Genomic DNA, 14984 nt, shown 5'->3' on the forward strand with positions numbered 1-14984 from the left:
CGAGGTTTGCCCTGTGCGAAACTCAGACGCCAGTCGCTACGAAACCGAGCGAGCGTTCCATGATTTGGCCCTCGCAGTCCGGGTCAAGCGAGTCGAACCGATCCCCGGCCGGACCGGTCCGGCAACGGAAGAGTTCGGCGCTCGAAGGCAGGTCGGTCGGTGGCGCGGTCCAGACGTACCCAGTGATCCGAACGAACGTCTTACCCTCGCAGGCCTGGTCGGTCGAGCTGAACGCGTCATCGCCGTCCTGGCAAATCCGCAGCGCGACCCGGCCGGTACCGGACATCATCGGCACCATGCCCAGGCCGACATCGGGATCGTAGTCACTGGCGGTCCGGAGGTTGCTGCTGATCCGGTCGCCGCGGCCTCTCGAGACACTGCGAATGAGATACGTCAGGTCACGGGCGTACCCGAGTAGGCCCTCGACGATCTTGCCGTCGCAGGACGGGCTGACCGATGCGAAGTGGTTGCCGCCGACGGAGTTCAGGCAGGAAAACACTGCGACCCTGCCCTTCTGCCATTGGCTATACATCGACCAGGACGGGCCGAGTTTGGTCGCCCCGGCGCAGTCCGGCAGGCTGGACAGGAAATAGTCCGTCTCGCCGTTGCGGCAGGAATTGATCACCACGGTTCCGGTGGCACCGGAGGGTGCCGGGAGGCCCAGCGACCCCTCGTAGTGCGCACCTGTCAGCGAGACCGGTGCGGTGGTCACCACATGGTGGCCGCTCAGATTCCAGTAGCGGCTGATCTGACCTGTGTAGGAGTTGGTACGAAAGGTGACCGGCCGCCTGTACTCTGCCCGAATCTGGTCCGCGGTGCGGACACCGGCCCAGACATGGACGTCGTCGATCGTGCCGCTCCAGAAGTCGGTGTTCACCCCGTTGTACTTCCCGCGGCCGATCACCAGTGGACCAGCTGCATTCCAAGGGGTGGCCGCAGCGGTCTCGCCACTAAGGGCGCCGTTCACGTACATCCGCAACCGCTTCGCGGCAGCGTCGTACACGGCGCCGAGGTGGACCCACTCGTCCGTGGTGGGTGTCGTCGGTGAGGCCGCCGACACCCCAGAGGCCGGGCCGTTGTCGTTGGCAAGCATCAGGAAGGTCCAACGATTGGTGTCACCGCGGTACTGCAGGTAGAATCCGCTGTTCTTCACACCGTCCTGGCTAAGCACCGTCCTGGCACCAGGGCCGAGCGCATCGGGCTTTACCCAGGCAGAGGCTGTGAAGCTGCTGTCCGTCCGCACCGCCGGTCCGCTGGTCTGGATCGAGCTGCTCGTCCCATTGAACCGGAGCGCCAGCGGCCCGACCTTGCCGGTCACCGAGGTCACCCCATTTGCGACACCGACCCGATGATTACCGGAGACCTCGGCCACCACAGTGGTACCAGCCACGTCGTCGAGCGGGAAAAACGCTTCCTCCGACGCCGGGGAGACGGCCAGGTCGTGGATCTCCTCGGCCGACAGAGTGCGGTCGTAAATGCGCGCCTCGTCGATCGATCCCGGCCAATAGTCAGTAAAGATCCCCGCCCGCTTGGCGCGGCCGAACTCCACCGTGCCGGCCGCATCCCACAGCATCGTCACGTTGGCCGTCGAGGCCAACGCGCCGTCGACGTACAGCCTGCTTTGACGCAGGCCCGCGTCGTACACGCCGATCAGATGGGTCCAGCGACCGGTGATCGATGGTGTCGTCCCAGCGGATGCGCAGATACTCGAGGCCGTCGCGCTGTCCGCGTTGGCCAGGCAGAAGGTCCACTGCTTTGCGCTCGATAGGTGCTGCAGCGCGAACCCACTGGTGGTGGTCCCACTCTGGCTGATGGCTGTGTCAGTGCCACCGTCATATCTGTCAATCTTGACCCAGGCAGCCACCGTGAACGAGTCGGTTGTCCGCACCGCGGGGCCGTTGGTCGTGCTGACGTACGAAGTGCTGCCGTTGAGCATGAGTGCGTAACCGTGCCGGCCCGTCGCCCAACCGGTGTGGTTGCGGTCCAGAGTGCCGTGGTGCCGGCCGAACTCGTCGTACGCGGTCGTCTCGTCCACACCTTCCAGCCGCCAGTGCGCGATGGACGGCGTGCCGAGGCCGACGAAGAACTCGTAGCGGGTGATCGGACCTACATTGCCGGCCCGATCGACGCTGCGTACGTACAGGTCCATCGGGCCATCGTCCGGCGGGGTCACCTGGATCTGGGCCTGGCCGGCAGTAGCGGCAACGTAAGTATCAGGGTTGTCGTGCAGGCTGAACCGGAAGCCGGCCACATCGGTGTCGGTGCTACCTGCCACCAGCTCGAAGGTGCCGGTCCGGCCGACACCGCCGCCGACGGGACAGTCATCGATCCCACAGGCCGGATAGGTTGTCGAGCTGACTGTCGGGCCGGTTGTCGGGCCCTGCCTGTCGATCGTGACCTGACACCATGGACTCCACGAGCCGAAGTCCACACCATCGGTGCCCCGGACCCGGTAGGACAGCTTCGCCCCGTGCGGTGCGTCGGCCCCGGGAATCTCGATCGAGAACACCGATCCCGACGCCTTGTCAGTGGTGTCCTGCACCCCAAGGTTGGATCCGCCGCGGGTCCACCATTCGAACTGGCCGTGCACCGGCCCACCGTCGGCGTCGGAGATCGTGGCGGCCAACTGCGGCCCTCGGGCCGGCTTGGACGGGTCGTTGTCCACGTGGGGATTGACGTAAGGCTCGTTGCCTTCCTGCTCCACACAGGTCTTGGTCTCCACCGTCATGGCGGTCGGGATGTTGGGATAGGTGTTGTACGTCGTGGCCAGGTAGGCGCTGTTCGCGTCGAACTTCTTCCAGGCGTAGTTGTCCGTCTCGCTGCCGGCCTTCAGCATGATCGTTGACGTCTGCCGCCCGTTCGCCAGCGACCAGTTCACGATCGGCCGCGCGTCGAAGCCCCGCCAAGCCGCCGGGCAGGCACTGCCGCCGCCGTCAGCGCTGTTCTGGTTGCCGAGCCAGATGACGCCACCCGGCTGGTTGCCCCAGTTGGTCGCGGGGCTGACCGCGTCCGTACCGTAGGCATCGAACCACCGTCCGTTGCAGGACGGCGCATGGATGCCGAAGACCCTGAAGTCGGCCGACAGGACGTTCTTGCCACGCAGGCCCTCGGTGACGAACTGGAAGAACGACCGGTAGGTTACTGTCGGCCAACTCCAGTCCGAGAAGCCGACCTTGGCAATGCCGGCGTCGTCGTTGGCTCCGTTCCATTTCGGCTCATCGATTTGGCGCCCGTTGATTACTGCCACCTCCGTCCACCCGTCACGCGGCGCCTGCAACGGGGGATCGATGTACACCGGCCACTGGGTCGTCTTGCCGGTGAGCATCCGAAGGTCGGGCTTCAATACCAACTGGGCGCCGGCCACCCGGATGGTGCCCACCGCCCGTCGCGACCACTGCGTGGGCCCGGTCGCCAGGCTGGTGGAGACCCTCTCCAGCGGCGCGGCCCGGGTGGCGGGCGGTCGTGGCGTCGAGTCCCACATGACCGGCGCGGACGAGCCGAGGACCATTTTGCCGGTGCTGTCCACGATCTGAGGGTTGCCCGATTTGTCGATGCGGTAGGACAGCCCGACGGACGTCGACAGCCCGAACCGCAGCTCGCGCAGGGCCGGATTCGCGGCCGCCTGCGGCGACTTCACAACCAGGACCTGGGTGAAGCCCTGGACCAGGGCACGAAGCCGCAGATCGACCCCAGGCAGCACTTCACGGTAGGTGGCGGTGTCACCGCTCAGCACCGGCTTGCCCAGCTCGCGCGGCCACCGCAGTGTCACTCGCTGGCTGTTGTCGCCCAGCGACACCAGCGCGTCCCGCCCGCCTCCAGAGAAGGTCAGCGGCAGTGACGTGGCAACGGGACCGACGGAGCCGTCCGCCCGGACCACAAGGTGAGTGTTCACCGCCGCCCAGCCGGATCCCTGCCGGACCCGGACTGGCACGGCGAAGGTCTTTGCGGTGAAGGTGCCATCGGGGTTCGCCGTCACCGTCGTAGTCTCGGACCGTTTCGAGGTCACCTCGACGCTTCGGTGGAGTCGTTTCGCGTCGGACATCGCGCGCTCCTCCGAGCCAACCGGCGGCACGAGGTCCGCTGATGCGGGAACCCCGGCCGGCGCGTCCGAGTCGGCCGCGACCTGCCTTGCGGTGGCGACCAAGCCCACCGAGGTCAGCACCGCAGTCGCCACCAGTGTAGACAGAATACGCCGCACCAACACGGCCCCTCCAAGGGAACGTAGGGCCGGGGCGGGCCTCCAGAGCGATCAGGTCAGGCCAACTATGGCGACGGCCGCCTACGGTCAGCCTTCATGGCGCTCACGGCGGCCGGGCACGTCCACGCCGACCCGGCTCATCGCTTCAGACAAGGAGCCGGGAGTCGCGCCGCGTTACTAGTGGTTGCGACCGTTGGTTCGTTCTGTTAGGCGGCGAGCGGTGTGGGGGTCGTGCTTGCCGAGTCGTCTGAAGTAGTTTGTTGAGGTCGGTGCGGTTGAAGGTCCAGTCGAAGGGGCTGGCGGTGCGGCTGTAGCGGTCCTGGAAGGCCAGCAGCCGTTCTGCCACGGCGCTGAGGTCGGTGAAGTTGTCGGGAGTGAGCGCTTTGCGTTGCACGGCGGAGAAGTAGATCTCGACCTGGATCGACCACGACGCGTGCACGGGCAGATGGACCATATGCGCGTCGGAGTAGGCATCGTTAAGCCGTGCCGCCGCGGCCCAGTTGCGGTGGAAGGCGCCGTTGTCGACAACCCAGAACACTCGCCGGGCGCTGGCATAGGGCTCCTGCGACATGACCTGGTCCACCCAACCAGCTGACAGAGCCGACCGCCCGGTGCGACCACTGCCGCGCGCCAGTTGCGGGATCAGTCGACGCTGTTTCGGCAGCACCCCGGCTGGTCGGTCGTGCCGTCGAGTCCCACATGACCGGCGCGGACGAACCAAAGACCATCGTTCCTGCGCCGTCAACGATCTGAGGGTTTCCGGACTTGTCCACGCGGTAGGACAGGCCGGGCGACATCGATAGCCCGAATCGCAGCTCGCGCACAGCCGGGTTCGCGGCCGCCCGCGGCGACTTCACCACCAGAACCTGGGTAAACCCCTGGGCGAGTGCACGCAGGCGGAGATCGACTCCGGGAAGCACCTCACGGTACGTCGCCGTGTCGCCACTCAACACCCAGCGGCCGCAACCACTGCAGGCTGACTTGCCGGCCCTTGTGTCCGAGCGAGACCAGCGGCTGGTGTCCGCCAGCCGAGAAGGCCAGCGGAAGTGCGAGGGCTGGGGTTCGACGGAACCGTCTGCGCGGATCCTCAGGTCGGTGTTCACCGCCACCCACCTCGATCCCTGGCGCACCCGGACCGGCACGGCGAAGGTCTTCGCCGTGAAGGTCCCGTCCGGGTTCGCCGTCACCGTCGTGGTTTCGGACCGTTTCGATGTCACCTCGACGCTCTGACCGAGGCGTCGGGCGTCAGCGCTGGCACGCGCCGCCGACCCCAGTGGCGCTACCGAGCCGACCGCAACCCGCGCATCTGACGGCGGGTCGGAGTCCGCCGTCACCTTTCGGTGGGTGGCGACAACGCCCACCGAAGTCAGCACCGCAACAGCCACCAGGGCAGGCAGGACCCGCCGCACCATCAACAACTCCTCGGTCGAAGAAGCGAGGTCGAGGCGAACCTCACAAACGCACATGCGCACGATCTGGACGCGCGCCTTCACGATGCCTTCACCGAGGCATCAGTCAGGCAGGCAGCATGGGTGGCCGCCGGTATCCCGGTGCGATGCCGCTCGACTCGAGGCCACGCGCGATCGCCAGCAAGGTCGTATCGGACCAGCGCGGGCCGACCAGTTGCAGGCCGACCGGGAGTCCGGCGGAGTCCAGTCCCGCCGGTATGGTTACGGCAGGCAGGCCGGTCAGGCTGGAAAGTGCGTACAGGAATCCCTGCTGGTAATACGGAACCCGCTGCCCGTCGATGTCCAGCGAATCGCCGTCGGAGTGAGGGAAGGCCACCGTCGCCGCAGCCGGCATCAGCAACGCATCATGGTCCTGGAAGAAAGCGTCCCAGGTGGCGATCAGGATGTCTCGCTGATGTAGAGCAGTCAAATAGTCGTTCAGCCCGTGATTCTCGGGGCTGCCGGTCAGCGTATTGAGCAGATCGCCGAACAGTTCCAGCTGCCCGCGCCAGTTGAGGTCGGGCAACTCCTCGGCGACCTGACCGCCGCCGTCCGACACGCCCTTGGCAAATTCGCGCACCGTGTCGCTCAGTACGGCGGCAATCGGCGCGCCCGGCAGTGTAGGCGCGACGGCCAGGCGGAGTGCTCCCGGGGATACCTCGGGCCGATGGTCGAACGGTACTGGCGAGACCTCCGCGTCGTACCCGTCCGGGCCGACCACAATCGATATCAGTAGTTCGAGGTCGTCGAGACTACGAGCGATCGGTCCGACGCAGGCCATTACTCGGACCGGCCGCGGTCCCGGGGTACGCAGGAAGCCCGTGAGCGGTACCCGGTGCTCGGTCGGCTTCAGCGAGTACACACCGCAGAACGCCGCGGGTTGCCGCAGGGAACCGGACAGATCAGAGCCGAAGTCTCCCGGAGTGAGTTCGGCCGCGACCGCGGCCGCCGCACCGCCACTGGAACCACCGGACGTGCGGTCGAGGTCCCAGGGGTTATTGGTCCGACCGAAGATTGCGTTGGCGCTCTGATAGTCGGCGAGCCAGGCCGGCACGTTGGTGTGCCCGATCAGGTTGGCCCCAGCCTCCCTCAAGCGCGCAGCCACCGTGCTGTCGATCTCGGCCACCTGGTCGAGGTCCGCCGTTCCGACGGTCGTCCGCAGGCCCGCCACGTCGTGGGCATCCTTGAGCGTCAGCGGTACCCCGTGGAGGGGCCCAACGGGTTTGCCCTCGGCCCAAGCCTTGTCGGCCGCCACCGCCCGCGTCCTGGCGCCCTCCTCGTCGAGCGACACCACGGCGTTCAGACTCTCGTTGTGGTGCGCGATGTGGTCCAGGTAGGCGTCCACCACTTCCGTCGCCACCAGGTCGCCGACAGCCAGCGCCCTGGACAGATCGACCAGTGAGAGAGCTTGGATGTTGTTCATGATCACGTCCGGTGACTCGAGGTGTTGCTGCTGGTTCCGTACTCGCCACTGTCCGGCTAAGTCACTCACCAGCACATGAGGCACATGACCTATTCGGTCGCCTGACGCTGGCCAAGATCGAAGAGCCGTAAGCGGTGCGCCGTGGCGGCAGCCTCGCCTCGCGAGGCGACGCCGAGCTTGGCGAGGATGTTCGAGACGTGGACGCTGGCCGTCTTGGGCGAAATGAACAGTTCGCCGGCGATCATGCGGTTACTTGCGCCGACGGTGATCAATTTCAGCACCTCGAGTTCGCGCGCGGTCAGGTGGAACGGCTCATCGACGACATCCGTTGCCGGCGAGTCGCTGAGTTCGATCCGCATCCGGCCGGCCAGCCTGGCGATCTGCTGGTGGAGTACTCGCGCGTCGATCGTTCCGGCGAGAGCAGCAGCCTCACGCAATGCCGCTGCCGCTCCGGCGCGGTCGCCCAGTCTTGCCGCCGCCAACGCCGACCTCATCAAGGCATACGCCTGCGGATATGGGCGGGCCAGCGCGGCCCAGGACGCAGCGGCCAGGTCCCAGGCAGCTGGATCCGTGCCGCGGGTCAGCTCTGCTGCGAACACCTGAGCATACGCACGCTCCACCGGCCAAGGCGTAGGAGTCGTGGCGGCGATTGCCTCAATCTCTCCCGTTGCCCCTGCCTCGGCGCACACCCGGGCCGCGGCTGCCAGCAGTGGCCACAGATAGCGCGGATCCGCGCCGCGTCCAATGGAAGGCACGGTAGCCGCCACCGCCAGCGCACCATCGGAGTCGCCCTCGGTGTATCGACCATCCAGCTCGAGCTGTGCCCGCGGCAGTGTTTGCTGGGCCTCGTCGTGCGGATCGGACAGCTCCGCCAACTCCTGGAGCGTCCGAGCGACGACGGCAGCCTCGCCGCGGGCAACGGCAACGCGGCCGCGACACAGCAACAGATTCACCCGCGCGTACGGCGCGGGGTCCATGTCGAGCGCGCGCTGAACAACGTCGAGAGCCTCGTCCCATAGGCCACCGGAGACGAGCGACTCCGCCAGGTTCTGGGCGATCAACTCCGCAATGTACCGGGCGGAGCCCAGCTGAGACGTCCTGAGCAGACCGGCCCGCCCGGCATGGATCGCCTCGCGATGGTTTCCGCGGCTCTCGTGCGCATGGGTCAGACCGACGTACGCCAGCAGTTCGAGGCGGACCGATCCGGAGCCTGCGGCCAGCTCCAGCGCCTGCTCGAGCAGAGGGATCGTGTCCTCGCCCTCGCGGGTCCCCAGGTGAGCTCGAGTGATCAGCGCCTCAGCCCGGATCTCGTCGTTCGCAACTGTGGCAGCCAGGTCGGACAGTTCGAGGCTGAATGGCATGGCCTCGTCGCGCAGGTCGTGCCGCATCAACACCCGGGCCAGCTGGCCAAGTGCCTGGGCCCGTGTCCGGCTCGGCCGACCTGCGAGCCGCAACGCCGCCTGCAGGTCGTCGAGCTGGCCTGGTTGCAGTCTCTCCTGACGGAGTTCAGCTCGTCGAATCAACAGGGCCGCCAGCCGCTCCCCTCCGTCGGCCCCTAGCTCACCGACCGCGGTTTCGACCAAGGTCAGACCGCGCTCCGGCCGACCTGCCCACAGGGCCGCCTCAGCGGCGAGTTCGAGCACGCCGACGTGGTCGACCCCCGTCTGCGCGGCGGCATCCGGGGCGGTCGCCCAGAGCCGCAGGACCTGCTCCAGCATGCGCAGCTGCTCCGCATGACCAAGGCCACGCCGAGCCTCGTCCGCAGCTGCCCACGCTGCGTGCAATGCCCGTTCGTCATCGTGAGCAGCCTGCCAGTGGACCGCCAATCGAGAGGCGCTCCCGACCTCACGATCCAGGTCCGGGGTGGACTCGAGCGCCTGGGCGACGGCCCGATGCCAGAGTGCGCGTTCACCCGCCAGCAGGTCGGCGTCGATCGCCTCGCGGATAAGCGCATGCCTGAACCTATACCCGTCGCCGTCGTTGATCATCACATTCGCTGCGACGGCGGAGCGAAGCGCCTTGGTCAGGCTCGAGTCGTCCAGGCCGGTGACGGGCACCAGCAGCCGGTGACTCACGCGGCTACCACCCACCGCCGCCGCACGGAGAACCTCCTGAGTCGCGTCGGGCAGACCCCGCGCGATCTCGAGTAGCAAATCGCGCAGGGACAAGGGCAGCTCTGTTCGGACGGCGCCGGCCGCAGTCGTCATCGCTTCGGTGAACAACGGCACTCCGGCGCCGCGCTCGTACAGCGACGCGACGACGGAGGGCGGCGCCGCACGGCCGAGGATGCCTTCTAGTTGGTCCGCCACCTCGAGCCGGGTCAACCGCGGCAGATTCAGCGCGGTGACGGCGCCTGATCGGACCAGCCGAGTCAACAGCAGACGCAGCGGATGCCCCTGGTGCAGGGCTTCCGATCGGAAGGTGACGATGATCAACGCCGCGCAGTGGCGGAGATTGCCAGTCAGGAAGCTGAGCAGATCACGTGTCGAGTCGTCCGCCCATTGAGCGTCCTCGATCACGAGCACGATCGGCTGCTCCCCTGCCAGCGTCTCGAAGAGCCGAAGGAACACCTCGAAGAGCCGCGCCCTCGCCATCTCCGTGGCCGTGGCTCCCAGATCCGGTGAGCCGAACTCGGGCAGTATCCAGCCCATCTCGGGTGCGCCGCCAGCCAAGTCCTTGACGCATTCGACGCCGCGGAGCCGAACAAGTTCACGCACAGCACCCACGAACGGCGCGTATGGCAGGGCCGCCTCGCTCAGCCCGACACAGTTGCCGATCAGAACGATCGTCTCGCCGTCGACCCATGCGACGAACTCCTGGACGAGGCGCGTCTTACCCCCACCGGCCTCGGCTCCGAGCAGCAGCACGCGAGATTCACCGCTGGCTACGTCACCGTACGCCGAGCGCAACGCCGCCAGCTCGGCCACCCGTCCGCAGAATCGAGGACTCAGCAGGTTCGCGGAATCGGCACTGGTCATCACAATGCTCCGATCAGGCGGCGGAGCTCGCCGCGACTCAACTGCGGATTGTCCGGCGCCTCGTAACGGTCGAGCAGCAGCAACGCACGTTCCCATCTCCGAAGCGCCGCCTCCCGTCTCCCCAGAACCTGCTCCGCACGGCCGAGATTGCGGAGGGTGAACGCCTCACTCCACCCGCTCCCCATCTGACGATGGATGGTGATCGCGCGAGTGAAGCAACGAGCGGCCGCGTCGTGGAGTCCCAGTGCCATCTTCGCCAGGCCCAAAGTGTCGGTACAGGTCGCTTCCGCCGTCAGATCGCCTTGCCTGCGATTGATTTCCACAGCCTGCGCTGCTGCTCGGGCCGCAGCGTCGAACCGGGCCATCTGCAACTGAGTCGTCGCGAGGTTGTTCAGGATCGACGACACGGCGGCCGGCTCGCCTGTTTGCCGGGCGAGGGCGAGTGCTTGCTCCTGCGCGGCCATTGCCAGTTCCGGGCGCCGGTCGAGTTCGTGGACCATGCCGATGTTGCCCAGTGCGGTCGCCTGACCCTGCACGTCGCTGATCGCCCGGAACAGCTCCAGAGCTCGCTCGCATCGTCTGATCGCATGTTCGTACTCGCCGAGACGACCGTGCGAGGTACCGAGGTGATTCTCGGCCACTGCCTCGGCCAACATGTCGCCATCAGCCCGCGCGGCGTCGACGGCGAGCTGGTGCAGCTCCAGTGCCTCCTCCGGCGGGCGCCGGGTCAGGAGATATCTGAACAGGCTCCGGATCACGGTGACGACAACCTGACCTCGCCGGCCGTCGACGGCGCCCCGGACGATTCTGAGAAGGGTCGGGTATTCCGAGTCCAGCCAATCCATCGCCTGCCGCGCGTCGTTGAACGTCAGCGGCACCACCCCGGGAGGCGGGCCGTCGAGCCGGGTCGAGGCGGTGCGACCCTGATCGGTTTGGGCGCGAGCAGCTTCGGCCGAATGCAGGTACCAGCTCGTGATCCGCTCTTTCGCGGCGTCACCTTCGCCCGCAGGCCCCGTGAGCGCGCACTCCGCCGCGAAGGCGCCAACCAGGTCGTGCACCGCATATCGCCGCGGCGCGATCTGGCGAGTCAGATGCGCATCCTCCAGAAGATCCAGCAGTCTGGCCGCGGTCGACAGACTCCTTTCGGCCAGCGCAGCCGCCGCCGGGAGGCTGATAGACAGGCCGGGATGGAGACCGAGCAGCCGGAACATCCGGGCCACCTCCGATCCGAGCGCCACGTACGAGGCCGTCAACACTGTGCGTACGCTCGTCAACTGATCGTCTCCGGTGTCGAACGAATCGAGACGGCGCCGCTCTCCACGTAGCTCCTCTAGCAGGCCGTCGAGCGAAAGGTGCGGACTACGCCCGGCTCGCTCAGCCACGATCGCAAGAGCCAGCGGAAGGTCGTCACAGAGCTGGGCGAGCTCGTCGACCGCGGACCCACACCGGCCCGACTCCGTACGCGCGCCGGTCAGCAAGGCGCGAGACTCCTCTCGAGAGAGTCTGTCGACCGCGATGCGGATCGCCCCCTCACGAGCCGTCAGGCTCCGCAGCTGGCTGCGGCTGGTCACCACCACCATGCCCGTGCCGGGCAGCAACGGCCTGATCTGGTCCACGTTGCGCGCGTTGTCGAGCACCAGGAGTACGCGTCGATCCGCCAGAGTCGTTCGTAGCAGCGCGCTGCGGCCGTCGATACTCGGCGGAATGTGCGCCGCTGGGACTCCAAGGCCGCGAAGCAGCGAGTCGAGCGCTTCCGCGGCGCTCAAGGGCTCGCCCGGCCCGTACCCATGCAAGTCGATGAACAGCTGCCCGTCCGGGAACGTCACGGTCATCTGGCGAGCCCAGTGCACGACCAGACTCGTCTTACCGACCCCACCCGCGCCGTGTACGTTCGTGATCACACAGGCCGTCGTCCAGTCCTCCGCCATGGCCGAGCGCAGAGCGGACAGGTGTTCGGTACGTCCGATGAAGTGTGTGACGTCGGACGGCAGTTGCCGCGGTCTGACGGGAGTTCGGATCGGCGGTGGCCCAGGATCAGCCTTGAGCAGATCAGCGTGCAGGGCGCGCAGTTCGGGGCTCGGATCGACACCGAACTCGTCAGCGATGCGCGTCCTAACCTCTTCGTAGGACTTCAGCGCCTCAGCGTGCCGGCCAGTGCGATCCAGCACCTCGATGAGTCGCGCCCACAAAGACTCGCGGAGCGGGTACGTCTCGATGAGGTCGCGTAGCTTTGCGACCAGCCCGTCGTACCGCCCGTCAGCAAGGTCACAGTCGATTCGGTGCTCGATCACACTGAGGTACGCGTCTGTCAGCCGGATCCCTGCAGTTGCCTTGAGCAATGGTGAGGCAACGCCCTGGAACGGTTCCCCACGCCACAGGGCGAGAACGTCCAGCAGATCGCGACCAGCTGAAAACTCAGCCGTGGCCTTCAGCAACCTGAGACTATCGACGTCGTCGACGGCACAGGTGAGCCGGTAGCTACCCGACACGGTTTCGATCCATTCCGCACCGATCAACGCGCGCAACCGCACGACTGCGATCTGCAGGCTGCGGCGGGGGTCGGAAGGACGTTCGTGCTCCTCCCAGGTCGCCGCGATCAGGTGGTCGGCAGGGACGGGGTCCGCGGCGCGCATCGCCAGCGCCGCGAGCAGGGCACGAAGCCGTCCCGCCGGGACATCCAGCGGCTGACCGTCCCTCATGACCTCGAACGGTCCAAGCAACCTGACTTCCAAGCCAACACCCAACGCCCTGACCTCCCACGAATCCGTCAACGGCATCGCATTGCCTAGCCTGCCGTTGGCTTGTCTGTTCGCCGGAGCTGCTCAACTGCGGCGAGGTTGCCCAACGCAACGGCTACATCGTCGACGGTGCCCACCGTCTTCGACGCGGTGTAGCTCCGACCGAACGCACCTGCCGCTTGAGGGTCACGCTCGCAGAGATACACGTGAAGGCATTCGACCAGGGCACAGGCCAGCCCGTGATAGCCGACCGCAACGGACTCGAGAGCGACGGCGACCAGCGTCGCGTACTCGACCTCAAACCACTTCGAGACCTGGTTCCGGTTGTCGAACGTCAGGGGTGAGGTGTCCGCCGCGGGGGTGATCGGTACTGCCCCGACCGTCGGAACTGAGATCTTCCGTCGAGCCGCATCGGCTGAAAACACATACCAGGTGAGAACCCGCCGTACAGCAGCGGTCCTACGGAGTGGCGACTCGGACAGAACCGCCCTTTCGATAGCGAAGCGGCGAACGACGTCGTGGAAGTCAAATCTGCCCGGTGACAGCTCCCGTAACAGCCGAGTCCGCACCAGGCGGCTGGTCAAGCGAGCTGCTTCGTGGACCGGAAGGTCCGCGATGACCGCTGCGGCGGGCAAACCGAACGGCACGCCGGGATGCAGGCTGAGCAGCCGGAACAACCTGCCTGTCTCGTCGTCGAGCGTCCGGTACGACGATGCCAATGCGGCGCGGACGCTCGCCGAGGCGTCTTGTTCCGTCCCGATCACGTCGGATGTGGTCTGCTCACCTCTCAGCTCCGCCACCAAGTGCCGGCCGTCGCCCGAGTCCGTGAGCCCGGCGACGACCGCCAAAGCCAGCGGCACTCGATCGCAGAGATCCGCGAGTTCGGCCATCACGCCTGCGGAGTAACTGACCGGCGAGTCCGCTTGTGCCAGCAGGCTCAGCGAGTCACCGAACGACAGACAGCCGAGGTGGAGCGATGCACTGCTCCCGAGATCCACAATCGCGCGGAGCGGCTCGCGGCTGATGACGACGACCAAGCCGGCACCTTGGGACAGGAACGCCCTGACCTGATCCGCGTCGGCTACGTTGTCCAGTACCAGCAAGATCCGCCTGGCCGTCAAGGTCGACCGCAGCAGGGCTACCCTTGTGTCCACGCTCGCCGGGAGATGACCCCGCTCGAGCCCGAACGCCCCAAGGAGAATCTCCGCGGCCTCCCCCACCGAGGTTCGGTGACCAGCCCCGTACTGCTCGAGATCGAGATAGACCTGGCCCTCAGGAAACCGATCTTTCACGCGGTGAGCCCAGTGGATCGCCAGCGTGGTCTTGCCCGCTCCACCCGGGCCGTGGATCAGGATCGTCCCGGCGCCTTCGTCCAAGGCCGTGTCGAGCCTCGTTACCTCGTCGACTCGCCCAACGAACCGCGGGTCGCAGGATGGCAGGCTGGTCGGCATCGGCCCGTCGAAGCCATCGCTGAGAACCCCCGGGCCGCCCGCTCGGACCAGCTCGGAATGAATCAGTCGGAGTTGAGGTCCGGGGCCGACGCCGAGCTCGTCGGTGACTCGGCGATTGAACAGGTCGTAACGGTCGAGCGCGTCCGCTCGGCGACCGCACCTGGCCAGGGCGACGATCAGCCGTGCCCACAACGACTCCCGGAGAGGGTGGGCTGCCGCCAGTTCTTCGAGCTCAACCAGACCGTCCCGGTGCCGCTCGGCCGCGATATCCAGATCCGTCAGTCGCTCGATCATGGCCAGCCGAGCCTCCACCAGTGGCGGTGCGACCGCCGCGAGCAATTCGGAGGATCCGACCCCAGTCAGAGGGTCGCCGCGCCAGAGGGAAAGGATCTCAGCGACCTCACTCCGGTCGTCACTCCGCAGCTCCGCCTGCCGTGCGAATCTCAAGGCGTCTACCTGATCGCGCTCAATCTCGAGAACATATCCCGCGTCGACTGCCCTGATCAGTTCCTGCCCGACGACCGCACGCAGGCCCTGGACACACGATTCGACGGTGCGTGCCTCGGGCAGCGATCCCGAGTCTGCCCAGACCAAAGCCGCCAGGTCGTCGACGGCGACGACTTCACCGGGGTGCAAGGCCAGGCCCACCAGTACGGCGCGGTGCCGTTGCGTGCGAAGCTCGACCGGTCGGCCGTCGACCAGCACCTCGAACGGGCCCAGCAGCCGGATCTCGATCTCGGCCATCGCG

General features: G+C 66.9%; 7 protein-coding genes. 1 reads left to right on the forward strand and 6 read right to left on the reverse strand.

What is annotated here, in order from left to right; all coding sequences use genetic code 11:
- Nucleotides 1–22: 22 nt before the first annotated feature.
- Both ABZX12_RS04360 and ABZX12_RS04365 read right to left on the reverse strand, forming a co-directional pair.
- Nucleotides 23–4042, reverse strand: coding sequence for a LamG-like jellyroll fold domain-containing protein (locus ABZX12_RS04360; protein WP_355689678.1), 4020 nt, complete (start codon nt 4040–4042; stop codon nt 23–25).
- Nucleotides 4043–4343: 301 nt separating this feature from the next.
- The gene (locus ABZX12_RS04365; protein WP_355689679.1) at nt 4344–4781 is read right to left on the reverse strand and encodes a hypothetical protein; all 438 of its coding nucleotides are present in this window, start codon (nt 4779–4781) and stop codon (nt 4344–4346) included.
- 512 nt (nt 4782–5293) lie between these two features.
- On the opposite strand from ABZX12_RS04365, the gene ABZX12_RS04370 reads away from it, so the two are divergent.
- Complete coding sequence (locus ABZX12_RS04370; protein WP_355689681.1) at nt 5294–5428, forward strand: hypothetical protein; 135 nt, start codon at nt 5294–5296, stop codon at nt 5426–5428.
- A gap of 285 nt (nt 5429–5713) precedes the next feature.
- On the opposite strand, the gene ABZX12_RS04375 is transcribed toward ABZX12_RS04370, so the two are convergent.
- From ABZX12_RS04375 to ABZX12_RS04390, 4 genes are all read right to left on the reverse strand, one after another.
- Nucleotides 5714–7069: an amidase family protein gene (locus tag ABZX12_RS04375; RefSeq protein ID WP_355689745.1), complete on the reverse strand. Its 1356-nt coding sequence runs from the start codon at nt 7067–7069 to the stop codon at nt 5714–5716.
- Nucleotides 7070–7158: 89 nt separating this feature from the next.
- Nucleotides 7159–10047 carry an AAA family ATPase gene (locus ABZX12_RS04380; protein WP_355689682.1) on the reverse strand — a complete coding sequence of 963 codons (2889 nt, stop codon included), beginning with the start codon at nt 10045–10047 and terminating at the stop codon, nt 7159–7161.
- Nucleotides 10047–12746, reverse strand: a complete 2700-nt coding sequence (locus tag ABZX12_RS04385; RefSeq protein ID WP_355689684.1) for a BTAD domain-containing putative transcriptional regulator — start codon at nt 12744–12746, stop codon at nt 10047–10049. The genes ABZX12_RS04380 and ABZX12_RS04385 overlap by 1 nt, the downstream gene beginning before the upstream one ends.
- An 86-nt stretch (nt 12747–12832) precedes the next feature.
- The gene (locus ABZX12_RS04390) at nt 12833–14980 is read right to left on the reverse strand and encodes a BTAD domain-containing putative transcriptional regulator (protein ID WP_355689686.1); all 2148 of its coding nucleotides are present in this window, start codon (nt 14978–14980) and stop codon (nt 12833–12835) included.
- Nucleotides 14981–14984: the final 4 nt, after the last annotated feature.

This window comes from Kribbella sp. NPDC003505 (assembly GCF_040610875.1).
In the GTDB taxonomy this organism is placed as follows: domain Bacteria; phylum Actinomycetota; class Actinomycetes; order Propionibacteriales; family Kribbellaceae; genus Kribbella.